The sequence below is a fragment of the Actinomadura meyerae genome (assembly GCF_900188445.1).
Lineage (GTDB): Bacteria > Actinomycetota > Actinomycetes > Streptosporangiales > Streptosporangiaceae > Spirillospora > Spirillospora meyerae.
The window spans coordinates 1-26,196 of the sequence record NZ_FZOR01000052.1 but is presented as its reverse complement, the minus strand read 5'-3'; the positions used below and the strand labels follow the sequence as shown (position 1 = coordinate 26,196).

Sequence of the window (26,196 nt, the reverse complement as noted above, 5' to 3'; positions counted from 1 at the left end):
GGACCGGGGGTCCAGGGGTTCAGCGGACGACCAGCGGGTGCGGCCCCGCAGGGACCAGCTCCCCGATGACCGGTTCGCCGGGGATCTCACCCGCGACGAGGAGGCCGCCGGAGGTCTGCGCGTCGGCGAGGAGGAGGCGGTCCTCCTCGGGGGCGCCGCCGAAGTCGGTGTGCGGGGCGACCCAGTCGAGGTTGCGGCGGGTGCCGCCGCTGACGTACCCGGCGCGCAGCGACTCGCGGGCGCCGTCCAGGTACGGGACGGCGGCGGCGTCGACCACGGCGGTGACGCCGGACGCGCGGGCCAGCTTGTACAGGTGCCCGAGCAGCCCGAAGCCGGTCACGTCGGTGGCGCAGGTCGCGCCCGCGTCGAGCGCGGCCGCGGAGGCGTCCCGGTTCAGCGCGGCCATCGCCGCGACGGCGTGCGGGAAGACCTCCCCGGTCGCCTTGTGCCGGTTGTTCAGCACCCCGACGCCGAGCGGCTTGGTCAGGGTGAGCGGCAGGCCCGGCTTGCCGGTGTCGTTGCGGAGCAGGGCGGCGGGGTCGGCGACGCCGGTGACGGCCATGCCGTACTTGGGCTCGGGGTCGTCGACGCTGTGGCCGCCGCCGACGTGGCAGCCCGCCTCGGCGGCGACGTCCAGGCCGCCGCGCAGCACCTCCCGGGCCAGCTCGAACGGCAGCACCTCGCGGGGCCAGGCGAGCAGGTTCACCGCGACGAGCGGGCGCCCGCCGACGGCGTACACGTCGGACAGGGCGTTGGCGGCGGCGATCCGCCCCCAGTCGTAGGGGTCGTCGACGACGGGGGTGAAGAAGTCGGCGGTGGCGACGGCGGCGAGCCCGCCGCGCGAGCCGGGCAGCCGGACGACCGCGGCGTCGTCGCCGGTCTCCAGCCCGACGATCAGCTCGCCGTGGGGGGCGGCGGGGGCGGTGGTGAGGCCGGCGACGACGTCCTCCAGCTCGCCGGGCGGGATCTTGCAGGCGCAGCCGCCGCCGTGCGCGTACTGCGTCAGCCGCTTGGCCGTGTCGGTCATGGCGTCCTCTCGGTACAGCGCCGCCGGAGGTCGTCCACCCGGACGGTGTAGCCCGCGGCGTCGAGGTGCTCCAGGAGCGGGACGGCGACGCGGCGGGTGGTGCCGAGCGCGCGGCGCGCCTCGCTCAGCGTGAACGGGCCGCCGAGCCCGGCGAGGAGCGCGGCGGCGCGGGCGTCGTCGCCGGGCAGCAGCACGATGCCGCCGCCGACCCGCAGCAGCGCGCCGGCCGCCGCGGCGGCGGCGAGCATCTTCGGGGTGAGGCCGAGCTCGGCGAGCCGGCCCGCGTCGGGCGCCCGGAACGGCGCCGCGGCGAGGTCGCGGCGGACGGCGTCGACGGCCGCCCGGACCGGCGGCGGCAGTTCCGGCGCGGTCGCCCGGCCGTAGATCCGGCCGTCGCGGCGGTGCAGCCCTTCGGCGAGGGCCTCGACGAGGGCGCGGTCGGGCAGGCCGAGGGCGCGGCGGGCGGCGTCGGCGGGCAGGCCCGGGTCGGCGGGGTGCGCGGCGGCATGCTCCTCGACGGCGGCGATGAGGCGCTTGCGGAGGTCTTCCCAATGGCCGGGGTCGGCGAGCCAGTCCCCGGCGACGGGTTCGGACGGGACGGGCACGCCCATCGCGACCAGCTCGGCCCGCTTGATCAGCCCCCGGCGGCGCAGCTCGCCGGGCCCGTCCGGCCGCCCATTGATCGAGTCGAGCTCGCGGGCCCGCGCCGCCGCCGCGCCGCGCCGCCGGAACGGCTCGGGCCGGACGTCCAGCACGGTGACCCCGGCGGGGACGCGGTGGGCGCCCGGGTCGCGGAGCAGCGCGGTGTCGCCGACCCGCAGCGGCAGCGGCCGGCGCAGCGCGAGCCGCGCGGTGTCGGCGCCGAGCGGGCGCACGTGCACCGGCACCGCCGCCGACCCGGCGTGCAGGGTCAGCTCGCGCGGCAGGCCATCGGCCGGATCGCCGCGCAGCCGCACGTCGACGACGGCGGCGGTGAGCCAGCGCCCGGGGGTGAGCAGGGCGTCGCCGCGACCGGCCCGCCGCACGTCCCCGTGCAGGTTGACCGCGACGCGGGCGACGGCGCCGACGGCGTCGCGGTCCTCCTTGAGGCTCTGCAGGCCGCGCACGCGCACCAGCTCGCCGCCGATCTCCAGGCGGTCGCCGACGCGCACCGTCCCGGCGCCGAGCGTCCCGGTCACGACGGTGCCGCGCCCGCGGACGGTGAAGACCCGGTCGATCCACAGCCGCACGTCGGCGCCGCGGTCGGGTGCCGGGAGGGACGCGGTGAGCCGCTCCAGCGCGGCGCGCAGCTCGTCCAGGCCCTCGCCGGTGGCGCCGCTGACCAGGACCGGCTCGACCTCGCCGAGCGAGGTGGCGGCGAGGTGCGCGAGGGCCTCGTCCCGTGCCCGCTCCGCAGCGCCGGGCCCGGCGAGGTCGCGGCGGGTGACGGCGAGGAGGCCGTGCCGGACGCCGAGCGCGTCGAGCACCGCGAGGTGCTCCTCCGACTGCCGCTGCCAGCCCTGGTCTGCGGCCACCACGAACATCACCGCCGGGGCGGGCCCGACCCCGGCGAGCATCGTGGTGACGAGCCGCTCGTGCCCGGGGACGTCCACGAACGCCAGGCGGCCGCCGCCGGGCAGGGTCGTCCAGGCGAAGCCCAGCTCGATCGTCAGGCCGCGGCGGCGCTCCTCCTCCAGCCGGTCGGGCTCCATCCCGGTGAGGGCGCGGACGAGCGTGGACTTGCCGTGGTCGACGTGCCCGGCGGTCGCGACGACATGCATCACGGCGCCGCCGCCTCCCGGACCGCCGCGGCCACGGCGGCGTCCTCGCCGGGCGGCACCGCGCGCAGGTCGAGCAGGCACCGCCCGTCCTCGACCCGGCCCATCACGGCCGGGACGCCGCGCCGCAGCCGGGCCGCGAACGGCTCCGGCAGCGCCACCGCCGCGCTCGGCAGGACGACGCCGGGCGCGCCGCCGCCCCCGACGGCCGCCCCGCTGTCCACGGCCGCCGCGTCGATGCCCTCCTCCCGCAGGCGGGCGGCGAGCCGTTCGGCCCGCTCCCGCAGCGCCGCGGCCCCGGCCCGCAGGGCCTCCTCGGTCGGCGTGCGCGGCCCGCGGACGGTGGCCTCCAGCGCGGCGAGCGTCATCTTGCCGACCCGCAGCGCGCGGGCGATCGGATGCCGCGCCAGCCGCCGCACCACGTCCTCGCGGCCGAGGAGGAGCCCGCACTGCGGCCCGCCGAGGAGCTTGTCGCCGCTGGCGGTGACCAGGTCCGCGCCCGCCTTGAGCACGGACGCGGCGTCGGGCTCGTCCGGCAGCAGCGGTTCGGGGGCGAGCAGGCCGGAGCCGATGTCGGCGACGACCGGCACGCCGAGCCCGGTCAGCTCGGAGACGTCCGCGGCCCGTGTGAAGCCGGCGACACGGAAGTTCGACGGGTGCACCTTGAGGATGAAGCCGGTCCGCTCGCCGACCGCCGCCGCGTAGTCGTCCGGCGAGGTGCGGTTGGTGGTGCCGACCTCGCGCAGGACGGCGCCGGTCGCGGCGAGCAGCTCGGGGATGCGGAACCCGTCGCCGATCTCCACCATCTCGCCGCGGCTGATGACGATCTCCCGGCCCGCGGCGAGCGCGGTCGCGGCCAGCACGAGCGCCGCCGCGCCGTTGTTGACGACGTGCGCGGCCTCCGCCTGCGGCACCCGCTCCAGCAGGGCGTCCAGCACGGACCGGCCCCGCTTCGCGCGGCGCCCCGTCGCCAGGTCGAGTTCCACGTCGGTGGCGCCGGAGGCCACCGCCACGGCCCCCCGCGCGGCGTCCGACAGCGGCGCTCGGCCGAGGTTGGTGTGCAGGAGGACGCCGGTCGCGTTGATCACGGGCCGGAGCCCGGAGGCGGTCGGCGGCAGCGACGCGACGGCGGCGTCGGCCACGGCGTCCGGGGGGATCTCGCCGCTCCGCGCCCGGCGCTGGGCCGCGACGACCGCCGCCTTGACCACGCCCCGCCCGAGCCGCCCGGCCGCCCCGGCGAGCCGCGGGTCGGCGAGCACCACGTCCGTGCGGGCGATCCGCCGCCGCCCGTCCTCCTCCGCGACGGGCACGGCTTCACGATCCATCAGGCGACCTCCGAGCGCAGCGCTACCCGCCAGCATCGCACGCAAACGAGCGGTCCCCGAAGCACGCGCCGCGCGTGCCGGACGGACCGTTCCCGCCTGCACCGTTCGCGAGGTATGACAAGGAATCTGGCGGTCTTGTCATTGATATGAGTGTCCTGTGTGACGCGCGCTCCTTAGCCTGACGGCCCGGTGTCCGCTCATGGAGGTGACACTTTGACGGAGCTGTGCGAGAGGTCCCCCTCGACCGACGACCTGTCGAGGGAACCGTGGCGCGACGTGCCCAGAGAAGAGGCGCAGTGGATGCGCCCCCACCTTCCCGCCCTGGTGGAATCCATGGTGGAGGGGGTACGGCGGCACGTCCCGGAGTACGCCCGGCCCGACGACCCGGTCTACACCGAGGTGATGCGCGTCGCGGCGACCCGCGGCATGGGGCACTTCATCCAGCTGATCGCCGACCCGGACGCGTCCTTCAAGGAGGTCCACCAGGTCTTCTTCGACATCGGGTACGGGGAGGCGATGGAGGGCCGCTCCCTGGAGCACCTGCAGAACGCGCTGCGGATCGCGTCCCGGACGGCGTGGCGGTACCTGTCGCGGGAGGCCGACCGGCTGCAGAAGCCGCGCGAGCTGGCGATCTCGCTGACCGAGGTGAACTTCGCCTACCTGGACCTGCTGGCGTCCGCCGCCGCGCAGGGCTACGCGCGGGCCAGGGAGCGGACGGCGGGCGAGCGGGAGCAGCGCCGCGCCCGGCTGCTCGGCCTGCTGCTGTCGGACCCGCCCGCCCCGGCGGACGTCCTCGCCGAGCAGGCGAACCTCGCCGGGTGGGCGCTGCCCGAGCGGCTCGCGGTGATCGTGCTGCTGCCGCGCCCCGGCAGCGGCGGCGAGGGCCCGGCCGGGCTGCCGCCGTTCCTGCTGAGCGGCCTGGACCGGGGCCGCCCGTGCCTGGTCATGCCGGACCCGGACCGCCCCGGCGGCACCGGCCGGCTCACCGCGTCGCTCGGCGGCTGGACCGGCGCCGTCGGCCCGCCGGTGCCGACCGCGCAGGCCGGCGTGTCGCTGCACTGGGCGCACCGCACCCTGGATCTCATGGCGGACGGCCGGGACCTCGTGGCGGACGGCAAGCCCTCCCCGCCCGGCCCCGGGAAGCTGGTGCACGCCGACCGGCACGTGCCCGGCCTGCTGCTCCAGGAGGGCCGGACGCTCGCCGAGGCGGCGGCGCGGCGCCGGCTGGCCCCGCTCGCCGCGGTCGGCCCGCACCGCGGCGCCCGGCTCGCGGCGACGCTGCTGGAGTGCCTCAAGCACGGCTTCAACGCGACGGACGCCGCCGAGGCGCTCTGCGTGCACCCGCAGACCGTCCGGTACCGGCTCGCGCAACTGCACGAGCTGTTCGACTACGACTTCGAGGACCCGGCGGTCCGGCTGGAGCTGATGCTGCTGCTCCCCGTCTGGCTGCGGGACCACCCGGACGGGGAGCAGGCGTGAGCGTCAGCCGCCCCCGGCCGGTACCCCGCCACCCGGTACCCGGGTGACCGGCAGCGTCCCGTCGAGGTAGCCGCGCCGGCAGGCCGAGCGGGCGATCTTCCCGCTGCTGGTGCGGAGCAGGCCGCCCGGCTCGATCAGCACGAAGTCGTGGACCCGCAGGTCGTGCTGCTGCTTGACCGCCGCCCGCACGGCGCGCGCCGCGTCCTCCGTGTCGAGCAGCGCGACCGGCACCCGCCGGTTCCGCTCGGCGATCACGACGAGGCCCTCGGTGTCGCCGGTGTCGACCGCCACCGCGCACGCGTACTCGCGGCGGATCGCCTTGTGCGCGCCGGACACGGTGAACTCGATGTCCTGCGGGTAGTGGTTGCGGCCGTCGACGATGACCAGGTCCTTGATGCGGCCGGTGACGAACAGCTCTCCGCCGTGCAGGACGCCGAGGTCGCCGGTGCGCAGCCAGGGCCCGCGCGGCAGGTCCCCGAGCGTGCCGGACAGCTCCGCCTGGAACGTCTCCTTCGTCGCCTCGGGCCGCCCCCAGTAGCCGGCGGCGACGTTCGGGCCGTGCACCCAGATCTCGCCGACGGCGCCGTCCGCGAGCCGGACGCCCGTCTCCGGGTCGACGATGGCGACGTGCTGGCCGTAGGACGTCCCGCACGCGATCAGCTGGATCGCGCCGGGCGCGGCGGCGTCGCACGGCTCGGCCGTGCCGCGGCGGAGCGCCTCGTGGTCGAACGCCACCCGGGTCGGGGTCCGGAACCGCGACGACGCCGACACGTACACGGTCGCCTCGGCCAGGCCGTAGGCGCACACCTGCGCCTCGGGCCGCAGCCCGCAGTCCTTGAACGCCTCGTAGAAGCCGGTGAGGGTGCTCTCCCGGATCGGCTCCGCGCCGTTCATGAACACCTGCACGCCGCTGAGGTCGAGCTTCTGCTTCTCCTCCTCGGTGACCTGCGCGGTGACGTACTCGTAGGCGAAGTTGGGGCCGCCGGTGAACGCGTGCCGCTGCCCGCTGAGCAGTTCCAGCCAGCGGACGGGCCGCATGATGAACGCCACCGGGTCCATGATCACGCCCGGGTTCCCGTAGACGAGCGGCAGCGCCACGGTCGTGACCAGGCCCATGTCGTGGAACACCGGCAGCCAGTTCACGCCGGACGACTCGCGCGGGATGCCCTCGAACGTCCGCCAGAGCTGCTCGGCGTTCGTCGCGAAGTTCCCGTGCGTGATGATGACGCCGGCCGGGGTCCGGGTCGAGCCGGACGTGTACTGCAGGTAGGCGACGTCGTCGGGGTCGATCGGCTCCGGCGCCCAGTCCAGCGCCGGGTCGACCTCGTCGAGGACGATCACCTCCTTCGGCGCGCGCACCCCGTCCCCCGCCAGGAACGTCTCGACGTGCGGCATCGACGCGCGCGTGGTGAGCACGACGTCGGGCGCGGCGTCCTGGTAGACGGCGAGGAGCCGGTCGCCGTGGCCGGGCAGCTCGGGCGAGAACAGCGGGACGCCGATGACGCGGGCGTACATCGCGCCGAGGAAGCCGGTCACGTAGTGCAGGTCCTGCGGGGCGAGCAGGGCCGCGCGGGCGCCGGGGTCGGCGGCGCGGCGGATCGCGGCGGCGATGGAGCGCGCGCGCTGGTCCAGCTCGCCCCAGGTGACGTCGGTGGCGATGCCGTCCGGGTCGGTCAGGTAGTCCATGAACGTGTACGCGCGGTCGCCGGGGAAGTCCTTGGCGAACCGGGCGAGCCGTTCGATCAGCGGGGTCCGGTCGAGGTCGGGCAGGTCGGTCATGCTGCTTCTCCATTGGCGTTCGCACTCGCGGGAGTGCTCGCGGGGTCGGCGCGGTCGGCGGTGACGCGGCGGGCGGCGAGGCGGTCGTGGTCGGGCCAGCGGACGTCCCAGACCCAGCCGAGCCTCTCGAACAGCCAGATGACGCGGGCGCTGATGTCGATCTGGCCCTTCAGGACGCCGTGCCGCGCGCAGGTCGGGTCGGCGTGGTGCAGGTTGTGCCAGGACTCGCCGAACGACGGGATCGCCAGCCACCACACGTTGCGGGCCTTGTCGCGGGTCCTGAAGTCCTCCTTGCCGAACACGTGGCAGATCGAGTTGATCGAGAACGTCACGTGCTCGCCGACGAACACCCGCATCAGGCCCGCCCAGAACAGCGCGGTGAGGGCGCCGTGCCAGGACTGGGTGAGCAGTGCGCCGAGGCCCATCGGGACGAGGAACGTCGACAGGACGATGACGGCGTAGACGGGGTCCAGCGACAGGAACCGGATGTCCCTGTCCTTGAGCAGGTCGGGCGCGTACTTGCTGCGGGACGTGCGGTCCTTGCTGAACAGCCAGCCCATGTGCGCGTGGTACAGGCCCTTGGTGAGGCCCCACACGCCAGGCCCGTACGCCCACGGCGAGTGCGGGTCGCCCTCCTGGTCGGAGTACTTGTGGTGGCGGCGGTGGTCGGCGACCCACCGGACGACCGACCCCTGCATGGCCTGCCCGCCGAGGATCGCCAGCGCGATCCGCAGCCACCGCTTGGCCTTGAAGCCGCCGTGCGTGAAGTGCCGGTGGTAGCCCACCGTGATGCCGAGGGCGTTGAGCGGATAGAGGAAGGCGAAGATGGCGACGTCCGTCCAGCCGAGGCCCCAGCCCCACAGGAAGGGGACGGCGCCCAGCAGCCCGAGGATCGGCGCGACCACGAACACCACGACCGCGACGCGCTCGGGCAACGGGACCGTGCCCGAGATGTCGGGCTGCGGGGTTCGGCTGCCGGCGTCGGCGACACCCGCTGTCATAGTCGGACTCCTTAGTGGTGGTGGTGCGGGCTCAGCAGTTGCCGGTGACCGGCTTGCCCTCGAAGCGGTCGCCGAGGAAGTTCGCCACGTCCCCGGCGGCGCCCCAGTCGGTCGACAGGTGCTCGGTCGGGTAGGTGTTCTTCCAGGTCGTGTTGATCCCGGCCGCGCAGTACGCCTGGCGGGTGGCGTCCTCGGTCTCGTGCGGGATGATCTCCTCCAGCCAGCCGCGGTACTGGAACACCGGGAAGCCGATCTTGTACTTGGCGGCGGAGGCGGGGGTGCCGATGTCCACGCCGAGCTTCTGCCGGTCGACGATCTCGCCCCAGGTCGTGCCGTCCGGGCCCTTGACCGCGTACAGCTGCTCCAGGCTCAGCTTGTCCTTGGAGAAGTTCTCGACCCGGGCGCCGAGGAACACCGCGAGCGTCCCGTACAGGCAGTGGGACTTCACGTCCTTGATGGCCTGCGCGCCCTTGTCGTTCATCAGCTCGGTGAACGGCATCTCCGGGTAGGCGGCGTTCAGGCCCACGAGCGCGTCGGCGAGGAAGCCCGCGAAGAAGCCGCCGTTGAGCTGCTTCGCCGTCAGCTTCAGGTCGCCGGGCACGCCGCCCGCCGCCGCGCCGGCCACGTCCAGCTCGGGGGCGTAGGACGCGGCGAGCTGCGCGCCCCACAGCGCGGCGGCGCCGCCCTCGGAGTAGCCGGAGATGCCGACCTTGCCGTCCGCGGCGAGCGTCCCGCCGGGGATCCTGCGGGACGTCCGGACGACGTCGAGCAGCGCGTGCCCGGCGTTCGCCCCGATCATGTACGTGTGGACCTGCCCGTCGAGGTACCCGACCCCGTCGGTGGCGGCCACCGCGAACCCGGCCTTGAGGAACAGCGTCAGGTTCGCGCCCTCGTACATGTCGACGAACTCTCCGGCGAGCTGCCTGGAGAACGCGCACTGCGGCCCGGAGCCGAGCGTGCCGGGGTTGAACGCGACGGTCGGGCGGGAGCCGCCCTTCGTCCACGCGGCGTCGGGGATCGCGACCGTCCCCGTCACCACGTTCTTCGCGCCCTTGGCGTCGGTCGAGACGTACCGGACCTTCCACGCCTTCATCGGGACGTCGCCGGGAATGTTCGTCAGCTTCGCCGGGCGGCAGGCGAGCAGGTCGCCCGGGTTCCCGGTGACCGCGGCCGGCGGCGCGGCGTAGATGTCGGCGTCGGTGGCGTCGCACGCCGGCGGCGCGGCCCCCGCGGGGGCGGCGGCCGCGGGCGGCGCGGCGGCGGGCACCGCCAGCGCCGCGCCGAGCACGGCGGTGCCGAAGAGGGTGCGCAGGCGCATTCTCGCTCCAGGAGACGGGGCTGGAAACCGAATGCAGACGACTGTGCCGATCACGTCCGGCGCGCGGAATGCACTCCGGTCACAGGGTCGGCGCCCGTTCTTAGCAACGAACCCAAGAACAGGACTGTCCGGTCGGTCACCTAATGTCGCGTCCATGAGCGAGTCACTGCGGCGTGCCGAGCGCACCGGCGGGCCGCGCCCGCGCCTGGTCACCCGGCCGCTGGCGCTGCTGTTCACGGCGACCGTCACCAGCCTGACGGGCGTCTTCCTGCTGCTGTCGGTCGTGCCGATGTACGCGGTGGACGGCGGGGCCGGGCAGGCCGGCGCGGGCCTCGCCACCGGGGCGCTGATGCTGACGACGGTCCTCGCCGAACTCGCCCTCCCCCGGCTGCTCGGCCGGTTCGGGTACCGGGCGGTGTTCGGGGCGGGCACGCTGCTGCTCGCGCTGCCGACGCTCGCGCTGCCGCTGTCGTCCGGGCTGCCGATGGTCCTCGCGGCGAGCCTGGTGCGGGGGCTCGGCTTCGGCGTGGCGGTGGTCGTCCCGAACGCGCTGGTGGCGGCGCTCGCCCCGGCGGAGCGGCGCGGCGAGGCGCTCGGCCTGTTCGGCATCACCGCCGGGGCGCCGGCGGTGCTCGCGCTGCCGCTCGGCGTGTGGCTCGCCGACCGGATCGGCTATGAGCCGGTGTTCCTGGCGAGCGCGGCCGCCTCGCTCGTCACGCTCGCGGTGCTCCCCGGCATCCCGCGCGGGCTCGCCGCGCCCCCGGCGTCCCCCGGCGGCGGCGCGCCCTCGGCGTCCCCCGGCGGCGACGCGTCGCGGTCACCGCGGCGGCCGCTGGGGATCGTCGCGGGGCTGCGGTCGCCGGCGCTGCTGCGCCCGGCCGCCGCGTTCGCCGCGACCGCGATGGCGGCGGGCATCCTGATCACGTTCCTGCCGGAGGCGGTGCCGAACGGGGGCGTCGCGGCGGCGGCGCTGTTCGTCCAGCCGGCCGCGACCACCGCCGCGCGCTGGTGGGCGGGCCGCGCCGGCGACCGGCACGGCGCGTCCCGGCTGCTGCTGCCCGCGCTGGCCGTGGCGGCGGCGGGCATGGCGCTGCTGGTGCTCGTCCCGCACCCGGCCGCCGTGTTCGCCTCGATGGCCGTGTTCGGCGCGGGCTTCGGCGTCACGCAGAACGCGAGCCTGTCGATGATGTACGAGCGGGCGCCGGCGTCCGCCTACGGGACGGTCAGCGCGCTGTGGAACACCGGCTACGACGGCGGGATGGGCGTGGGCGGCGCCGCCTTCGGCGCCGCCGTCGCGCAGACCGGCTACCCGGTCGCCTTCGCGCTGACGGCCGCCGTGATGCTGCTCGCGCTGCCGCTGGCCCGCCGCACCTGACCGTCCGGCAGCCCCGCCCCGGCGGTGGGTGCCCCGCCTCACCCGCGGGCCGGGCGGGGACGGTCCGGAGGCGGCGCCTGGCGCGGCTCCTCGCTGCGCTGCGGGACGGCGTCCGGGGACAGTCTCGGCCGCTCGGCGGCCCGCTCCGACGCCGAACCGGCGCGCAGCAGGCCCGAGGTCTCCAGATAGTGGCGCCCCCTGGGGGTGAGGTCCCAGGCGTTGTGACGCCACTCCTTGCGCCGCCACACGACGCCCGCCGACAGCAGCTTGCGGCCGACCCGGCTGATCTCGGTCTCGTCCGTGCCCAGCTCGGCGGCGAGCTGCTGGTTCGACAGGCCCTGCCGCCGGGACACCGCGACCAGGAAGCGCGCCGCGTGCCCGTCGGGCTGCAGCGCGAGCTGGAGGCCGGACGGGAGCCGCTTCAGCGCCCAGTGCACGACGTCGATCAGCCCGAGGATGCGGCCGCGCTGCTCGCGCTGCGCGCCGTCGAGGCGGTCGACGTCGAGGTAGTGGCGGTGCAGCCATTGCAGGCCGTCCTGGCATTCGGTCAGGGCCGGCTCGTCGGCGCTCAGCGAGGCGTCGGTGATGAGCATGCCGAGCGCGGAGAAGTGGCCGTCACTAATGATCTTCGCGTGCTCCATCGCGTCGATGAGGCGGCGGATCTCGGTGCGGCGGTCGCGGATCCCGGGGGCGCCGGGGGCCGCGGGGACGGGGTCGTTGCCGGTCGTGGTGTGCACGGCTCACTCCTTGGTCGACGAGCATCGCCGGACACCTCCAGCGTGCGTCCATGCCAAGTCAATGTCAAGTGACGCGGGTCTCTGTTGCAGACGACACGGTCTCGGGGCTCCGGGAGAGTTACCATCGAGCCACCAGCCGTAACCGTGCCTGTCAATCCCCCCGGGGGCGCTTATGACGGATCAGTGGGCCGCAGCCGTGTATCCGGCCGACCCAGCTGATCTCTTCGTCGAGCTCTACGACTCGATGCCCGACGACGTCTTCGCAGGCTGGACGGCGACGCGCTGGTACGAGGACGAGCGGGTGCGGCGCCGCGCGAACGAGATCGCCGAGACCGTGCTGGAGCACGGCGCCCTCGACCCCGCGGCCACCGCGCGGATCGTCGCCGAGCGCGGCGACCTCGGGCGCTTCACCCTCCTGCTCGGCCTCGACATCGCGCTCGCCCACGCCAGCCCGTACGCCCCCTACCACGAGGCCCCGGCGCTGGCCGGGGTGCTCGTCAACTACCTGACCGAGGGCAGGTTCAACGGGCCCGGCACGACCGGCGCGCTGCTGCCCCGCTGCGCCTTCCCCGGCCGCCCGCGCGGGCTGCGGACGAAGGCGGAGTTCTTCGGCGTCCACCGCGTCCCGCAGGCCGAGTGGGAGCTGATCGACCACAGCGTCCTGCCCGCGGTGCACGACCCGCACTTCAGCCGGGACGAGCCGGTCGCGGTCGGCTGCGCGCCGGTGCTGGAGACCTACGACGACGTCGAGATCGAGTTCGCCGAGCGGGACGGCGGCACCGTCTACCGGCTCCGCCCGATGGACTCCTCCGGCCTGCGCAGCCGCATCAAGGCGATCATCCGGCGGCTGGACGAGTCCGGCGCGCAGCTCGCCGTGATGCCGGAGGCGTCGCTGTCGGACGCGCTGCTGGAGCACTGGAAGGAGGTCGCGTTCGACACCGCCGGCCGCGACCGGGACCGGCGCCCGCTGCGCTTCCTCATGCTCGGCACCGGGCCGCTCGGCGGCGGCGACCCGCCGCCGAACCGCGCCGTCCTGCTCGACCGCTGGACCGGGCGGGAGCTGCTCGTCCAGGACAAGCTGTCCGGTTTCACGCTCGACGCGGCGCAGCGGAGGCTGTGGCGGCTGCCGGACGCGCCCGGCGACGGCACCGCCGCCGAGCACATCCGGCCCGGCCGCAGGGTCAGCGTGCTCGACTGCTCGCTCGGCCGACTCGCCGTGCTGATCTGCGAGGACCTCGGCCGCTCGATCCGCTGGGAGCGGGAGCTGCTGGCGTGCGGGGTGTCGCACCTGCTCGTCCCGATCTTCTCCAAGCCGATCCTGGAGCACCGCTGGGAGGACCAGGGCGCCGCGCGGCAGATCACCGAGCTCGGCGCCTGGGTGACGGTGTCCAACAGCCTCGCGGTCGGCGCCGCGATCCCCGACGCCGACCTGCCCGGCCCCCGCTACACCTGCCTGGTCGCCGGCCCCGAGAGCCTGGACCGCAGCGCCTACGCCGGCGACCGGCAGTTCGGCGTCGCGCGGACGGGCGCCGAACTGGGCCGGCTGCCCACCTCGGAGCTGCCCCGCGTGTTCCCCGGCGCCGCCTACGACGCCTGGCACGACCACTGGCGCGAGGCGAAGTAGCCCCCGCCCACCGGGCCCCGCTCACCCGCCCGGTCAGCCGGGCGCGGGCTCGACCGTGAACGTCTCCGAGCTCGCCGCCGCGCCGGTCGGGGTGACCACGATGAGCGGCCCCGAGGCGGCCCCGTCCGGGACGATCGTCTCCACGCGCGTGTCCGTCACGTCCGTCGCCGGGGCCCGGCCCGTGCCGAACCGGACGAACGTCGCGGATCCCAGCCCCGATCCGGCGATCGTGACCCGCGTTCCGGGCGGGCCGCTGAGCGGCTCGATCGCGGTGACGGCCGGGGTGAAGGCGTGGTCGCGACCCTGCGGCGCGGGCGCCAGCAGGGTGGAGAAGACGTCCCGGAACTTCTCGGCGGTCTCGCGCGAGAACTGGCCGACGAGCGCGGCGATGGCCGCGATCCCGTACGGGTTGATGTCGCCCGCGCCGCCGAACGGCGAGGTCAGGCCGCCGCGCACGACGAGGTAGACGATGAGCCCGAAGAGCGCGCCGACGATCGGGAGCAGCAGGTACATGAGCAGCCAGCTCCGGCGCAGCGCCCGGTTCCCGGCGTACCAGTAGAACGACCGGAGGACGTGCGCGATGCCGCCGAGGGCCCCGGCGGCCATCACGATCACGAACAGGCTGGTCTCCCGCGACATGGTCGTCGTCCAGCCCGGGAAATGGACGGTCTTGGCGGACGGGGTGACCTCCGTGCGCCCGTCCGGTCCGGTCTGCGGGCCCGCGGGCCATGCCTGGACGAGCACGACCACCAGCACCGCCGTGATGATCAGCAGCAGGGCGAAGACGAGGACGATGTCGCGGGTCCGGGCGGCTCCCTCGCCCGGCGACTCCGACGCTGCGGACGCTTCGGTCACGGCCCTCCTCGGGGGTTCGGCGGGGCTGCTCAGCCGGTTATCCCTCCGGAGGCCCGGGGCGTTTCGCAAAGGGCGGGTCGCGCGATGCCCAAGATTCCGACAATCCATTGCAAATTGGTGGAGTCTTCATTAACGGTTCGCCGGTGCGCGGGAGCCGCGCCCTACTCTCCCGCCATGCGCCGAACAGCAGCAGCAGTCGCGACCGCCGTGGCCGCCGGCCTCACCGCCGGCGTGCCGGCGGCCGCCGCGGCGGAGCCGTCCACCTGCGGCACTCCCGCCGACCACCGGATCGCCGAGGTCCAGGGCCCCGGCGACGCGAGCCCTCTCGCCGGACAGACCGTCCGGGTCGAGGGCGTCGTCACCGCCGACTTCCAGCGGTCCGACCAGCTCAAAGGCTTCTTCGTGCAGGACCCGGCGCCCGACCGGGACCCGCGCACCTCCGACGGGATCTTCGTGTACTCCACGCAGGAGGTGTCTCCCGGCGACCGCGTCCTCGTCACCGGCAAGGCCGTCGAGTACAACGGGCTGACCGAACTGTCACCGGTCACGGTCGTGGACGTGTGCGGCACCGGCCGGGTCGCTCCCACTCGTGTCGACCTCCCCCTGCGGGGCGGCGCCACGCTGGAGCGGTACGAGGGCATGCTGCTGCGCTTCGGGCAGCGGCTCACCGCCACCGAGGTCTACCAGCTCGGACGGTACGGCGAGGTCACCGTGTCGGCGGGCGGCCGGCTCTTCCAGCCGACCGAGGGCCAGGGCGCCACCCAGGCCGAGAACGACGCGCGCAAGCTGCTCGTCGACGACGGGTCGAACGTCCAGAACCCGGACGCCATCCCCTACACCGACCCGCGCGTCCTGCGCATCGGCGACTCGGTGAACGGGCTCACCGGCGTGCTCAACTACGGGTTCGGCGAGTACCGCTTGGAACCGACGAAGACGGCGCACTTCGCCAACACCAACCCGGCCCCCAAGAAGCCCGGGCACGTCGGCGGAGACGTGCGCGTGGCCAGTTTCAACACGCTCAACTGGTTCACGACGCTCAACCGGCGCGGCGCGAACACCGCCGAGGAGCAGGAGCGGCAGCTCGCCAAGCTGACCGCCGCGCTCACCGGCCTGGACGCCGACGTCGTCGGCCTCATGGAGGTCGAGAACAACGGCGACACCGCCGTGAAGGCGCTCGTCGACCGGCTGAACGAGCGGGCCGGGGCCGGGACGTACGCGTGGGTCCGGCACCCCTATCCCGGGACGGACGAGATCCACGTAGCGCTCATCTACAAGCCGGCGAAGGTCGTGCCGGACGGCGCGGCCCGGTCGTCGCAGGACCCGGTGTTCGACCGGCCGCCGCTCGTCCAGACGTTCCGCCCGGCGTCCGGCGGGACGGCGTTCACGATGATCGTGAACCACTTCAAGTCGAAGGGCTGCGGCGGCGCCACCGGCCCCGACGAGGACCAGGGCGACGGCCAGGGCTGCTACAACGCCCGGCGCGTCGCCCAGGCGAAGGCCATCGCGAAGCTGGCGGAGGGCGTGCGGAACCCGCTCGTCGTCGGCGACCTCAACGCCTACGGGGCCGAGGACCCGGTGAAGGTGCTCGCCGGCGCGGGGCTCGCCTCGCAGACGCGGCGCTTCGTCCGCCCGTCCGACCGCTACAGCTACGTGTTCGACGGGCAGTCGGGCGAGCTGGACCACGCGCTGGCCGGACGGTCCCTGGAGCGGCACGTGACGGGCGCGACGATCTGGCACATCAACAGCGACGAGCCGGTGTTCCTCGACTACAACACCGAGTACAACCCGGCGAGGTTCTACCGGCCGGACGCGTTCCGCGCGTCCGACCACGACCCCGTCCTGCTGGGGCTGAACCTGCGCTGACGCGCACCGGGAGGCCGGCCGCCGGAAAAGGGCGGCCGGCCTCTCGATTACGGCGGTCGCGACGCGTATGATCCGCATCACAGTTCTAGTGATCGGTGCGCTGAGATGACCGCAACCGCCCCCTTCGCCGTCCCCTCTCCCGCCCCCGTCCTCGCCTTCGGCATCGGCCCGGACGGGACGTACACCCGGCTCGGGCAGGTCGCCGCCTTCGTCCTCGGCACCTTGACGACGCTCGTGTTCTTCCCACTCGCCGTCGCCGCCGCGGTCCTCTACACCCGCGCCGAGACCCGCTTCGCCGACGACCCGGCGCGGGCCCGCGCGCTGGTGAACTGGTCGTGGCTCTGCATCGCCGCCCCCGTCGTGCTCGGGTCGGTGGCCGCCGTCCTCGTCGCCGCCCTCATGGTCATGTAGCCGCCCTCATGGTCATGTGGCGGCCCCGGGAAGAGGACCGCCGCCCGGCGGGTTGGCACACGGTATGACCGTGCGCTTCTCCGTCCTCGATCTCGCCCCCGTCGTCAGCGGCTCCACGTCCGGCCAGGCGCTGCGCAACACCCTCGACCTGGCCCGGCACGCCGAGCGGCTCGGCTACCACCGGTACTGGCTCGCCGAGCACCACGCGATGCCCGGCATCGCCAGCTCGGCGACGGCCGTGCTGATCGGGCAGGTCGCGGCGGCCACGTCCACGATGCGGGTCGGGTCGGGCGGCGTCATGCTGCCGAACCACGCGCCGATGGTGGTCGCCGAGCAGTTCGGGACGCTGGAGGCGCTCTACCCGGGGCGCATCGACCTCGGCCTCGGCCGCGCCCCCGGCACCGACCAGGCCACCGCGCTGGCACTGCGCCGCTCCCCCGAGGCGCTGTCGGTGGACGACTTCCCCGAGCAGGTCATCGAGCTGCGCGATTACTTCGCCGCCGAGAGCAAGGTGACGCCGGCGGCCGGGAACGAGCCGCCGATCTGGCTGCTCGGCTCCAGCGGCTACAGCGCCCGCCTCGCCGGGCTGCTCGGGCTGCCGTTCGCGTTCGCGCACCACTTCAGCGCCGAGAACACCGTCCCGGCGCTCGCGCTGTACCGCGACTCGTTCCGCCCGGGGGCGCTGGAGGAGCCGTACTCGATGATCGGCGTGTCGGTCACCGCCGCCGACACCGACGAGCGGGCGCGGGAGCTGGCCGCGCCGCAGGCGCTCTCGTTCCTGCGGCTGCGGCAGGGCGCCCCGGGGCCGCTGCCGACGCCGGAGGAGACGGCCGCGCACCCGTACACGCCGCTGGAGCGGCAGATGATCGACGCGCGGCTCGCCGACCAGGTCATGGGCTCGCCGGAGACCGTCCGGGCGCAGCTCGACGCGCTGATCGGGCGGACCGGCGTCGACGAGGTCATGGTCGTGACGCAGGTGTTCGACCACGCCGACCGGCTGCGGTCGTACGACATCGTCGCCGACCTCTACAAGGAGAGCTTCGCGGCCTGACGGCCGGCGCCGCCTACGATGAAGCGTACGGGACGGCAAGATCCGTCCGGCGAGGTAGACACTCTGCACAGGGATCGACATGCCGCCCACGCTGGCCGCCGTGGCCGCCCTCCCGCAGCTCGGCCTGCGGTCGCGCACCGGCCCGCTGCCGGACGCGCCGGTCGTGTGGGTCGCGGTCAGCGAGCTGGAGGACCCGACCCCGTTCCTGGAGGGCGGCGAGCTCGTCCTCACCACCGGCATGCGGCTGACCCCGGCGAACGCCGCCGGGTACGTGTCCCGGCTGGTCGGGCGGGGCGTCGCCGGGCTCGGGTTCGCGGTCGGGGTGATCCACGAGACCGTCCCGGCGGAGCTGATCGCGGAGGCCCGCGGCCAGGGGCTCGCCCTGCTGGAGGTACCGCGGCCGACGCCGTTCATCGCCGTCGGCAAGGCGGTGTCGCGGATGCTCGCCGCCGAGTGGTACGAGGACGTCACCCGCGCCTACCAGGGCCAGCGGGAGCTGACCCGGGCGGCGCTCACCGGCCCCGGCGCGGTCGTCACCCGGCTGGCGCGGCTGCTCGGCGGCTGGGCGCTGCTGCTGGACGCGTCCGGGGCCGTCGAGCACGCCGAACCGGCGGGCGCCCGCGACCGGGCCGGCGCGCTCGCGCCCGAGCTGGCGCGGCTGCGGCGCCGTCCCGCGAAGGGCGGCAGGGCCGGGGCCCCTGCGGAGGGCGGCCAGGCGGCGAGCCTCGCACTGTCGGACCACGGCGACCACATCGCCGTGCAGCGGATCGGGCTCGGCGGGCGCCCGCGCGGGTTCCTCGCGGTGGGCACCGGCACGCCCTTGCAGCCCGCCGCGCACACGATCGTCGGCGCGGCCGTCGCCCTGCTCACACTCCAGTCGGAGGGGCCGCGCACCGGGCGCGACCTGCGCGCCTCCGTCGCCGCCCTGCTGCTCGGGCGGCCGGGCGACGGGCCCGCGGTGCCGCGCGGGCCGGTGCGGGTGCTGGCCTGCGCGGGCGGGACCGCCGTGCTGGACGCGCTGGAGTCCGACCCGGCCGGGGCCCGCTGCCCGGCGGTGCCGCTGGACGGGCACATCGCCGTCGTCGTCCCGGACGAGCTGTCCGGCACGGTCGAGGCGCTCCTCGCCGGCACCGGCCCGATCGGCGTCAGCTCCCCGGCGTCCGAGGATCCGGCGGCGGCCCTCCGGGAGGCCGAGGAGGCGCTGGCGGCGGCGCGGCAGACCGGGAAGGACGTGCTCCACTACGCCGACCTTCCCGGGCAGGGCGTCATCGGCCTCCTGGACCCGGCCCTCGCCCGCACCTTCGCCGACACGCTCCTCGCGCCGCTGCGCAAGGAGGATCTGGTGGAGACCGTACGGGCCTATGTCGAGGCCAACGGGCAGGGTGAGGCGGCGGCGCGCGCGCTGGGCGTCCACCGGCACACCCTCCGGGCGCGCATGCGCAAGGCGGCCGATGTTCTGGGCCGCGACCCGGACGACCCGGGCGTCCGCGCCGAACTGTGGATCGCGCTCGCCGTGATGTCCAGCCGAGGCGACCGGATTGGACATCGCGGAGACTCCCATTCGGGGCCCGCGGAGATAGCGTGAACGCATGAACGCGACCCCATTCTGGCTGGCCGGCCGGCCCGAGACCGGTGACGGCGAGCTGACCGTCACACATCCCTACGACGGCCGCGTGGTCGGGACGGCGGCCGTCCCGACGCCCGCGCAGGTGGAGGAGGCGATCGCCGCCGCGGACGCCGTCCGCCGGGAGGCGGCCGCGCTGCCGCTGCACGTGCGGGCCGAGGCGCTCGCGCACGTGTCCGCGCGGCTCGCCGAGCGGGCCGAGGAGATCGCCCGGCTGATCACCGGCGAGAACGGCAAGCCGCTGCTGTGGGCGCGCGGCGAGGTGACCCGCGCGATCTCCACGTTCCGGTTCGCCGCCGAGGAGGCTCGCCGCTTCAGCGCCACCACCCAGCGGCTCGACACCGACCCGGCCGCCGAGGGCCGGATGGCCTACATCACCCGCGTGCCGCGCGGTCCGGTGCTCGGCATCTCGCCGTTCAACTTCCCGCTGAACCTCGCCGCGCACAAGATCGCCCCGGCGATCGCGGCGGGCGCGCCGATCGTGCTGAAGCCGGCGCCCGCCACGCCGCTGTCGGCGCTGCTGCTCGGCGAGCTGCTCGCCGAGACGGACCTGCCCGCCGGGATGTTCTCGATCCTCCCGGTGCCGAACGACCGCGCGTCCGACCTGGTCGACGACCCGCGGCTGCCGATCGTGTCGTTCACCGGCTCGGTCCCCGTCGGCTGGGCGATCAACGACCGGGCGCCGCGCAAGCACGTCACCCTCGAACTCGGCGGCAACGGCGCGGCCGTCGTGCTGCCGGACGCCGACCTCGACTGGGCCGCCCAGCGCATCGGCCTGTTCGCCAACTACCAGGCCGGGCAGAGCTGCATCGCCGTCCAGCGCGTCTACGTCGACCGCTCGGTCTACGACGCGTTCGTGCCGAAGCTCGTCGACACCGTCGCCTCCCTCGTCACCGGCGACCCGTGGGACGACAAGACGCAGGTCGGCCCGCTCGTCAGCGAGGAGGCCGCCCAGCGCGTCGAGTCCTGGGTGGACGAGGCCGTCGCGGCGGGCGCGAAGGTGCTGACCGGCGGCACCCGGGAGGGCGCCGCCTACGCCCCGACCGTCCTCGCCGACGTCCCCGCCGACGCCAAGGTGTCCCGCGAGGAGGTCTTCGGCCCGGTCATGTTCGTCCAGCCGGTGGACGGCGCCGACGAGGCGTTCGCGCTCGTCAACGACTCCAAGTTCGGCCTCCAGGCGGGCGTGTTCACGCGCAGCCTCGACATCGCGTTCCGCGCGCACCGCGAGCTCGACGTCGGCGGCGTCGTGATCGGCGACGTGCCGTCCTACCGCGCCGACCAGATGCCGTACGGCGGCGTGAAGGACTCCGGCGTCGGCCGGGAGGGCCTGCGGTCGGCGATGGCCGACTACACCGAGGAGAAGGTCATGATCCTGACGGGCCTGCCCCTCTAGCTTCCGCCCCGGGGCCCCGCGTACAGGCCGGTGCGCAGGGCCCCGGCGGCCTCCGACAGCGCCTCCCGGGCCCGCCCGCCCAGCGACCAGGTGTTGGCGAACCCGTGGATGAGGTCGTCCTGGCGGCGCAGCGCCACCCGGACCCCGTCCTTCTCCAGCCGCTTCGCGAACTCCTCGCCCTCGTCCCGCAGCGGGTCGAACCCGGCGGTCGCGATGTAGGCGGGCGGGAACCCGCCGAGGTCCTCGGCGAGCAGCGGCGACGCCTTCACCTCGGCGCGGCGCTCCTCCTCCGGGCAGTAGTGGTCGCCGAACCACGTCATGTCGGCGTCGGTGAGGTAGAACCCCTCCGCGAACAGGTCCCGCGACCGCCGCCGGGCGGACAGGTCGGTCGCCGGGTAGAACAGCAGCGCGAAGTCCGGGGTGCGCTCGGCGAGCAGCCCGACGACCGCTGCGAGGTTGCCGCCCGCGCTGTCGCCGCCGACCGCGATCGCCGCGGGGTCGGCGCCGAGCTCGGCGGCGTGCTCGACGGCGTGCTCGACGGCGTACGCGTAGGCGGTCAGCGCGTCGTCCGCCGCCGCCGGGTAGGGGTGCTCGGGGGCGAGCCGGTAGTCCACGGACAGCACCCGCACCTCGGCGTGGACCGCCAGGTACCGGCAGACGGTGTCGTGGGTCTCGAGGTCGCCGAGGACCCAGCCGCCGCCGTGGTAGAAGACGAGCAGCGGCGACCCGTCCGGGAGCGCCTTCGGCGTGTACAGCCGGGACTCCACACCGCCCGCGTCGACCGCGCGCGTGACCACCGGACGGGCGGGCATCCCGGGCAGCAGCACCTTCAACCGGGCGAGGCCCGCCCGGTTGTCCGCGACGGACCCGCCGGCCAGGCGCCGCTCACCCTCCAGCCGCATCATCGTCAGCAGCAGCTGCGCGTCGAGCGACAGCTCCTGCCCGTCCCGGCGCACCGGCGCCCCGACGATCAGCCGCTTCACGGGATCCGGCAACGCGAAGACGCCTCGCAGCATCAGCCCGGTCACCGACGGCGGCACCAGCTCCACCAACGACGCCACACGAACCTCCAACCCTGGGGGATGCCGCACACCGTACTCGGGCGCGTTCCCCCTGGGCGAGGGCGCGTCCGCCTTTCAGGCGACGGCGCGTCGCCGGTAGTACGCGACGGTGACGGCGGCGAGCAGCGGCCCCCACGCGACCAGCGGCGCGTAGGCGAGCGCACCGAGCGCCCCCTCCCAGCTGTGGAAGTGGATGGGGAAGCCGTCCGGCAGCGGACGCCCCTGGATGGTCTTCTGGAAGACGAGGCAGTTGACCACCGACAGCGTCCACATCACCGTCAGCACCGCCGCGCCGAGCGACGCGGGGATCACCGCGGCCATCACCGGCACCCGCCGTCCGCGCAGGAACGGCACCCACCCGGGGAAGACCTCGCCCCACCGCGCGATCAGCCCCACGGCGGTGAAGGCGACCAGCTCGGACACCAGCGACAGCACCACCACGTACGCCTCCATGGGCATCCAGCCCGGGAGGTCGCCCTGCGCGTCGCCGGGGCCCATGCCGTCCCCGTCGATGATCGGCAGGTGCAGCGCGAACACCGCGATCCGCCACAGCCCGGCGGGCAGCACGGTGAACGGGACGGCCAGCGCGGCGATCCGCGCCCACCGCGGCACCCCGTCGACCGCGTCGTGCGCGCTCCGCCACCCGTCCCGCACCCGCACGGCGGGCGATGTCGTCATGACCGTCATCGCGGTCTCCTCTCATGGCGCTCCCAATTCCGGAACACCACGGTCACAGCCGCGACCGCCCGCACCGATCCCCCTCCGGCGCGATCCGCCTCCCCCGCGCGGGTGAATCAGGGCTTGCGGGCCACGGCCGCGTACCCCGGCACCTCCTCGGGCTCGCCCCACGGCGTGTGCTCGGGCCTCCAGCGCGACATGGACACCACGCCCGGCTCCAGAAGCTCCAGGCCGTCGAAGAACCGGGTGATGGCCGCGCGCGTGCGCGGCACCATCGGGTTGGCCGACTTCTCGTTCCAGTCGTCCTGGGCCTCCGCCTGGGCCGTCTCCCCCTCGTCGAAGTCGAGGGTGGAGTGCGTCATGGCCACATGGCTCCCGGACGGGACGGCGTCCAGCAGCACCCCGAGCAGCCGCCGGGCCTCATCGTCGTCGTGGATGAAGTGCATGATCCCCAGCAGCATGATCGCGACCGGCTTGCCGAAGTCGAGCGTCGCGGCGGCCTTCTCCAGGATGTCGCCCGGCTCGCGCAGGTCGGCGTGGATGTAGTCGCAGGCGCCCTGCGGGCTGCTGCTGAGCAGCGCCCTCGCGTGTGTCAGCACCAAGGGGTCGTTGTCCACATAGACGATCCGCGCGTCCGGGGCCACGCGCTGGGCGACCTCGTGGGTGTTGTCCATGGTCGGCAGCCCGGTGCCGATGTCGAGGAACTGCCGCACCCCGGCCTCGCCCGCCAGGTACCGGACGGACCGCCCGAGGAACGCCCGGTCGGCGCGGGCCACATCGGTGATCTGCGGGAACATGGCGCGGAACTGCTCGGCCGCCTGCTGGTCGACCTCGTAGTTGTCCTTTCCGCCGAGCAGGTAGTTCCACACCCGCGCCGAATGCGGAACGCTCGTGTCGATCTGCGGCTTCTCACCCACGGCGGGCACCTCCGGATCGTCGCTTTTCCGGCAAACCTAGCGGATCCCGCCCGGCCCCCACGGCCCGTTCGGATCACCCGGCGCCAATACCACGCCTACGCTCCTCCTCAAGCAGCCATTGCGGTTTGACCTCGTCCGGATATCCACTCAGATGGCGCTTGACGGCGACGGCGGCGGCGATCGCCGAGAGGATCGCAAGGATGCCGATCGCGTAATCGGTGATGTCGTTGTCGGGAAGGTGGCTCAACACCGCCACCGCCCCCCACAAGGCGAAGATACTGGCCGTGGGCACGAAGTTCAGCGGCGCATACCTGATCACCGGTGACAGATTCTCATTGAAGTAGTGGTAGCGCAGCCAGGTCTCCGCGAGACGGCCTTTCTTACGATACGCGAAGCGGCCGAGGAATCCGATGAAGCACATGCCGAAACAGATCACCGCGACCCACCACGACAGCGGCTCGGTCGACGCCTCGGCATCATCCACGGATTCTCCTGCCAAACAGGCGGAGAGCGGCATCTTCGCCATCCCGCTGAAGCTCCCGGAGTGGATCCGCGTCTGGTCCCGGCGCGACGGTGGCACCGCGCATCAGCCGCCCCGCCCTCGCCGCCGGTCGGCGGTGTCCTTCGCGGCAGCCCTCCGCTGCCGGGCCGTCGACACCATCATGACGATGGCGGGCGGGACCAGGATGAGGCCCGGCGGACCCGTGTTGGCCGCGACCGCCATCGCCACGAGCGCGATCGCCACCGGCAGTGGTGGATAGAACCGAAGGAACGACCCGCTCTTCAGCACCTGTCCCAGCGTCTCCCGCCGCGCGGATGCCCCGGGACGGTGCATATCGCGACGGCGAAGCTCGAACTCCAGCGCCGTACCCAGCACGACCACGGCAAGCGCCCAGCCGAAGAACCCGGGAGACGGATACAGCACGGCACCGACCGCGATGAGGGCGATGACGAGGACCATGCCGACGATCAACAGGAACGCTCGCATCCGTTCTCTCCCCTGAGCCTCGCCTACGGCGCGTACTTGGTGCCGAACCCCATATGGTTCACCACTTCAGGTTTCGGCGGCCGCTTGCCACCGCCGGCCGTACCCCGTTCAAGGAAACGGAGCGCGTCGACGAAGTCACGGTACCGGGATACATTGCCGGCCACCTGCAACTTAGCTTGGCCTGCCCCTGCACCGAAGGGCACCCCGCCGATCGCCGCATTCGTCGCGTACTCCTGCCAGGTGGCGTTTCCATCGGAGTCGCCCAGCCAGGTCGTGGCAAGTCCTCCTCCGGCGCCCATCGCGCTGCTCAGAATGACGCCTCCCGCGCCGGCGCAAACTCCCGCGGTCGCCGCGGTACAGGCTGTGACCCCGACCGTCACAACGACCGCCACCGCGCCGATGGCCACTGGGCGCCATGCCTTCTGGAAGAAGTTCCGGCGATCAGGCTGAGGAACGACCTCTGGACCCGGTGTACTCGGCGTCAGGTAACGAATGATGGTCTCGAGCTTCTTCTGCTCTTCCGTCTTGCCGTCATCGCATACCGGCAAGAGCTTGCAGAACACGGGAGGGATCTTCACCTTCGGTTTCGGAGCCGGTGGGCAGGCGCCACCGAACACCCCGCATGCGAGAGCCTGGAGCCCCGGCGGCATGTCCGGCAGCTTGGGCCGCGGCGGATTCAGGATCCGGCAGAGCGTCGGAAGTGCCTGGCAGATGCCGCCGCCACCACCGCTCGACCGCCGCCGGTTGATCCGGTGCCCACCATTCGATGAGTATACATTCCCATTTCTCGAATGAACCTCGTAACCGTTCTTGGTGGGTCGGCGGTCGACTCCGTCTCCGTTGAAGCATTCGGTGCCGTCGGGTGTGCGGTAGCACATGTTGCCGTCGGCGTCGGCGTTGGTGACGGGAGAGTTGTTGGCGTAGGTGTAGCCGTTCATCTGCTGGGGGTCGGCCTGGTCCATGAGCGGGTCGACGGAGATGAAGCGGCCGGTGTCGGGGTCGTATTGGCGGGCGCCGAGGTGGGTGAGGCCGGTGGGGTCTTGGGTGCCGCCGACGAAGCCCTTGTCGTTGGGCCAGGTGGCGTCCTCGTCGAGACCGCGGATGGAGCCGAAGGGAGTGAAGCGGCGGATTGTACTTGTCTGTGCCGTGGCGTCGACGGCTACCTGACTGGTGCCCTGGTGGTCGGCGGACAGGTAGGTGAGGGCTCCGTCGGAGCTGCGCATGGCGACGGTCTGTCCGGCGAAATCGTAATAGCGGGTGCCGGTGGCGGTGGAGGCGCCGCTGAGGGCGCGCAGTTCGGTGCCGCCGGGCAGGTAGAGGGTGGTGCCGGCGGGGTCCTTGCGGATGAGGCGGTTGCCGTCGGCGTCGTAGATGTAGGTTTCGTCGTTGCCGTTCTCTGTGACCTTGGCCAGCTCGCCTTCGGTGCCCCAGTCGAAGGTTTGGGTCGCGGTGGAGGGACTGCCATCGGCGGTCTGGACGGTGGTGGTGTTGCCGGTGGCGTCGTAGCCGTAGGTGTCGGTGCGGTTGCCTGCGGGGCCGGTCTGGGTGACCTGGGTGAGGCGGTTGCCTTGGCCGGCGGGTGCGTAGGTGTAGGTGCGGGTGGTGTCGGCGGTGCCGCCGATGCCGTGCTGGATTTCGCTGGTGCGGTTGCCGGCCTTGTCGTAGGTGAAGGACTGCCAGTACGGGGCGGGGCCGCCGATCAGTGAGGCGGTGGGCTGGGTGGCGCAGGGGTCGGTGGTGCTTTGGGTCCAGGCGTGGGTGAGGCGCTGGAGGTGGTCGTAGGTGAAGCACTGGTTGTCGACGCCGTCGCGGGAGTCGTCGGTGATGGAGGTGATGGCGCCGGAGTCGGTGTAGTGGTAGGTGGCGAAGCGGTCGTTGCCGTCGATGCCCTCGCGGAAGGTCTTGGCGGTGTCCAGGCGCTGGGTGCCGTACT

At 73.9% G+C, this 26,196-nt stretch carries 22 protein-coding genes; 8 read left to right on the top strand and 14 right to left on the bottom strand.

The features are described from left to right. Positions 1–19: 19 nt before the first annotated feature. Genes selD through selA form a run of 3 tightly spaced genes read right to left on the bottom strand, consistent with a single transcriptional unit; the run spans position 20 to position 4,109 of the window. Entirely contained in the window at positions 20–1,027 is a 1,008-nt protein-coding gene (selD, locus tag CHF16_RS34915) for a selenide, water dikinase SelD (protein ID WP_089330457.1), read from the bottom strand. Next, positions 1,024–2,787 (bottom strand): selenocysteine-specific translation elongation factor, encoded by a 1,764-nt coding sequence (selB, locus tag CHF16_RS34910; RefSeq protein WP_089330456.1) that lies wholly within the window; start codon positions 2,785–2,787, stop codon positions 1,024–1,026. The genes selD and selB overlap by 4 nt, the downstream gene beginning before the upstream one ends. Beyond that, positions 2,787–4,109, bottom strand: coding sequence for an L-seryl-tRNA(Sec) selenium transferase (gene selA, locus CHF16_RS34905; protein WP_179271851.1), 1,323 nt, complete (start codon positions 4,107–4,109; stop codon positions 2,787–2,789). The genes selB and selA overlap by 1 nt, the downstream gene beginning before the upstream one ends. Before the next feature lie 213 nt (positions 4,110–4,322). Between selA and CHF16_RS34900 the strand changes: the two genes are divergently transcribed. After that, the gene (locus tag CHF16_RS34900) at positions 4,323–5,588 is read left to right on the top strand and encodes a PucR family transcriptional regulator (RefSeq protein WP_245869712.1); all 1,266 of its coding nucleotides are present in this window, start codon (positions 4,323–4,325) and stop codon (positions 5,586–5,588) included. 3 nt (positions 5,589–5,591) lie between these two features. Here the strand turns inward: CHF16_RS34900 and CHF16_RS34895 are convergent, their stop codons facing one another. From CHF16_RS34895 to CHF16_RS34885, 3 genes are read right to left on the bottom strand one after another with little or no spacing between them, the layout of a single operon-like run. Then, complete coding sequence (locus tag CHF16_RS34895) at positions 5,592–7,367, bottom strand: fatty acyl-AMP ligase (protein ID WP_089330453.1); 1,776 nt, start codon at positions 7,365–7,367, stop codon at positions 5,592–5,594. Then, entirely contained in the window at positions 7,364–8,368 is a 1,005-nt protein-coding gene (locus tag CHF16_RS34890; RefSeq protein ID WP_089330452.1) for an acyl-CoA desaturase, read from the bottom strand. The genes CHF16_RS34895 and CHF16_RS34890 overlap by 4 nt, the downstream gene beginning before the upstream one ends. A 31-nt stretch (positions 8,369–8,399) precedes the next feature. Then, entirely contained in the window at positions 8,400–9,686 is a 1,287-nt protein-coding gene (locus tag CHF16_RS34885) for a lipase family protein (RefSeq protein ID WP_089330451.1), read from the bottom strand. A gap of 154 nt (positions 9,687–9,840) precedes the next feature. Here CHF16_RS34885 and CHF16_RS34880 point away from each other — a divergent pair, with 154 nt between their 5' ends. Then, positions 9,841–11,061, top strand: coding sequence for an MFS transporter (locus tag CHF16_RS34880; protein ID WP_089330450.1), 1,221 nt, complete (start codon positions 9,841–9,843; stop codon positions 11,059–11,061). Between the two features lie 38 nt (positions 11,062–11,099). Here the strand turns inward: CHF16_RS34880 and CHF16_RS34875 are convergent, their stop codons facing one another. Continuing rightward, positions 11,100–11,798, bottom strand: coding sequence for a hypothetical protein (locus CHF16_RS34875; RefSeq protein WP_089330449.1), 699 nt, complete (start codon positions 11,796–11,798; stop codon positions 11,100–11,102). Positions 11,799–11,970: 172 nt separating this feature from the next. Here CHF16_RS34875 and CHF16_RS34870 point away from each other — a divergent pair, with 172 nt between their 5' ends. After that, the gene (locus tag CHF16_RS34870) at positions 11,971–13,422 is read left to right on the top strand and encodes a carbon-nitrogen hydrolase family protein (RefSeq protein ID WP_143228240.1); all 1,452 of its coding nucleotides are present in this window, start codon (positions 11,971–11,973) and stop codon (positions 13,420–13,422) included. Between the two features lie 33 nt (positions 13,423–13,455). On the opposite strand, the gene CHF16_RS34865 is transcribed toward CHF16_RS34870, so the two are convergent. Further along, the gene (locus CHF16_RS34865; protein ID WP_179271850.1) at positions 13,456–14,277 is read right to left on the bottom strand and encodes an IPT/TIG domain-containing protein; all 822 of its coding nucleotides are present in this window, start codon (positions 14,275–14,277) and stop codon (positions 13,456–13,458) included. Positions 14,278–14,451: 174 nt separating this feature from the next. Here CHF16_RS34865 and CHF16_RS34860 point away from each other — a divergent pair, with 174 nt between their 5' ends. From CHF16_RS34860 to CHF16_RS34840, 5 genes are all read left to right on the top strand, one after another. Further along, positions 14,452–16,140 (top strand): ExeM/NucH family extracellular endonuclease, encoded by a 1,689-nt coding sequence (locus CHF16_RS34860; RefSeq protein ID WP_089330446.1) that lies wholly within the window; start codon positions 14,452–14,454, stop codon positions 16,138–16,140. 105 nt (positions 16,141–16,245) lie between these two features. Continuing rightward, positions 16,246–16,551, top strand: coding sequence for a hypothetical protein (locus CHF16_RS34855; RefSeq protein WP_089330445.1), 306 nt, complete (start codon positions 16,246–16,248; stop codon positions 16,549–16,551). A gap of 64 nt (positions 16,552–16,615) precedes the next feature. Beyond that, on the top strand, positions 16,616–17,602 hold the full coding sequence (locus CHF16_RS34850) for an LLM class flavin-dependent oxidoreductase (protein WP_089330444.1): 987 nt from the start codon (positions 16,616–16,618) through the stop codon (positions 17,600–17,602). Positions 17,603–17,681: 79 nt separating this feature from the next. Further along, positions 17,682–19,187 (top strand): PucR family transcriptional regulator, encoded by a 1,506-nt coding sequence (locus tag CHF16_RS34845; protein ID WP_089330443.1) that lies wholly within the window; start codon positions 17,682–17,684, stop codon positions 19,185–19,187. Positions 19,188–19,191: 4 nt separating this feature from the next. Beyond that, the gene (locus CHF16_RS34840) at positions 19,192–20,619 is read left to right on the top strand and encodes an aldehyde dehydrogenase family protein (protein ID WP_089330442.1); all 1,428 of its coding nucleotides are present in this window, start codon (positions 19,192–19,194) and stop codon (positions 20,617–20,619) included. On the opposite strand, the gene CHF16_RS34835 is transcribed toward CHF16_RS34840, so the two are convergent. From CHF16_RS34835 to CHF16_RS34810, 6 genes are all read right to left on the bottom strand, one after another. Then, a complete protein-coding gene (locus CHF16_RS34835; protein WP_218826986.1) occupies positions 20,616–21,680 on the bottom strand; it encodes an alpha/beta hydrolase in 1,065 nt (354 codons plus the stop codon). The genes CHF16_RS34840 and CHF16_RS34835 overlap by 4 nt on opposite strands. A gap of 75 nt (positions 21,681–21,755) precedes the next feature. Further along, a complete protein-coding gene (locus tag CHF16_RS34830) occupies positions 21,756–22,367 on the bottom strand; it encodes a hypothetical protein (protein ID WP_089330441.1) in 612 nt (203 codons plus the stop codon). A gap of 107 nt (positions 22,368–22,474) precedes the next feature. Further along, entirely contained in the window at positions 22,475–23,275 is an 801-nt protein-coding gene (locus tag CHF16_RS34825; protein WP_218826985.1) for an SAM-dependent methyltransferase, read from the bottom strand. Positions 23,276–23,348: 73 nt separating this feature from the next. Beyond that, positions 23,349–23,801, bottom strand: coding sequence for a hypothetical protein (locus CHF16_RS34820; protein WP_143228239.1), 453 nt, complete (start codon positions 23,799–23,801; stop codon positions 23,349–23,351). 60 nt (positions 23,802–23,861) lie between these two features. Then, positions 23,862–24,263, bottom strand: coding sequence for a hypothetical protein (locus CHF16_RS34815; protein WP_089330439.1), 402 nt, complete (start codon positions 24,261–24,263; stop codon positions 23,862–23,864). Between the two features lie 23 nt (positions 24,264–24,286). Then, positions 24,287–26,196: RHS repeat domain-containing protein (locus tag CHF16_RS34810; RefSeq protein ID WP_143228238.1), on the bottom strand; the 1,910-nt coding region annotated here is incomplete at its 5' end.

Excerpts from the sequence above, each read along its gene's own strand:
- selD (WP_089330457.1), bottom strand. The coding sequence starts at position 1,027 with ATGACCGACACGGCCAAGCGGCTGACGCAGTACGCGCACGGCGGCGGC.
- selB (WP_089330456.1), bottom strand. The coding sequence starts at position 2,787 with ATGCATGTCGTCGCGACCGCCGGGCACGTCGACCACGGCAAGTCCACG.
- selA (WP_179271851.1), bottom strand. The coding sequence starts at position 4,109 with ATGGATCGTGAAGCCGTGCCCGTCGCGGAGGAGGACGGGCGGCGGCGG.
- CHF16_RS34895 (WP_089330453.1), bottom strand. The coding sequence starts at position 7,367 with ATGACCGACCTGCCCGACCTCGACCGGACCCCGCTGATCGAACGGCTC.
- CHF16_RS34890 (WP_089330452.1), bottom strand. The coding sequence starts at position 8,368 with ATGACAGCGGGTGTCGCCGACGCCGGCAGCCGAACCCCGCAGCCCGAC.
- CHF16_RS34885 (WP_089330451.1), bottom strand. The coding sequence starts at position 9,686 with ATGCGCCTGCGCACCCTCTTCGGCACCGCCGTGCTCGGCGCGGCGCTG.
- CHF16_RS34880 (WP_089330450.1), top strand. The coding sequence starts at position 9,841 with ATGAGCGAGTCACTGCGGCGTGCCGAGCGCACCGGCGGGCCGCGCCCG.
- CHF16_RS34870 (WP_143228240.1), top strand. The coding sequence starts at position 11,971 with ATGACGGATCAGTGGGCCGCAGCCGTGTATCCGGCCGACCCAGCTGAT.
- CHF16_RS34860 (WP_089330446.1), top strand. The coding sequence starts at position 14,452 with ATGCGCCGAACAGCAGCAGCAGTCGCGACCGCCGTGGCCGCCGGCCTC.
- CHF16_RS34855 (WP_089330445.1), top strand. The coding sequence starts at position 16,246 with ATGACCGCAACCGCCCCCTTCGCCGTCCCCTCTCCCGCCCCCGTCCTC.
- CHF16_RS34850 (WP_089330444.1), top strand. The coding sequence starts at position 16,616 with ATGACCGTGCGCTTCTCCGTCCTCGATCTCGCCCCCGTCGTCAGCGGC.
- CHF16_RS34845 (WP_089330443.1), top strand. The coding sequence starts at position 17,682 with ATGCCGCCCACGCTGGCCGCCGTGGCCGCCCTCCCGCAGCTCGGCCTG.
- CHF16_RS34840 (WP_089330442.1), top strand. The coding sequence starts at position 19,192 with ATGAACGCGACCCCATTCTGGCTGGCCGGCCGGCCCGAGACCGGTGAC.
- CHF16_RS34830 (WP_089330441.1), bottom strand. The coding sequence starts at position 22,367 with ATGACGGTCATGACGACATCGCCCGCCGTGCGGGTGCGGGACGGGTGG.
- CHF16_RS34820 (WP_143228239.1), bottom strand. The coding sequence starts at position 23,801 with ATGGCGAAGATGCCGCTCTCCGCCTGTTTGGCAGGAGAATCCGTGGAT.
- CHF16_RS34815 (WP_089330439.1), bottom strand. The coding sequence starts at position 24,263 with ATGCGAGCGTTCCTGTTGATCGTCGGCATGGTCCTCGTCATCGCCCTC.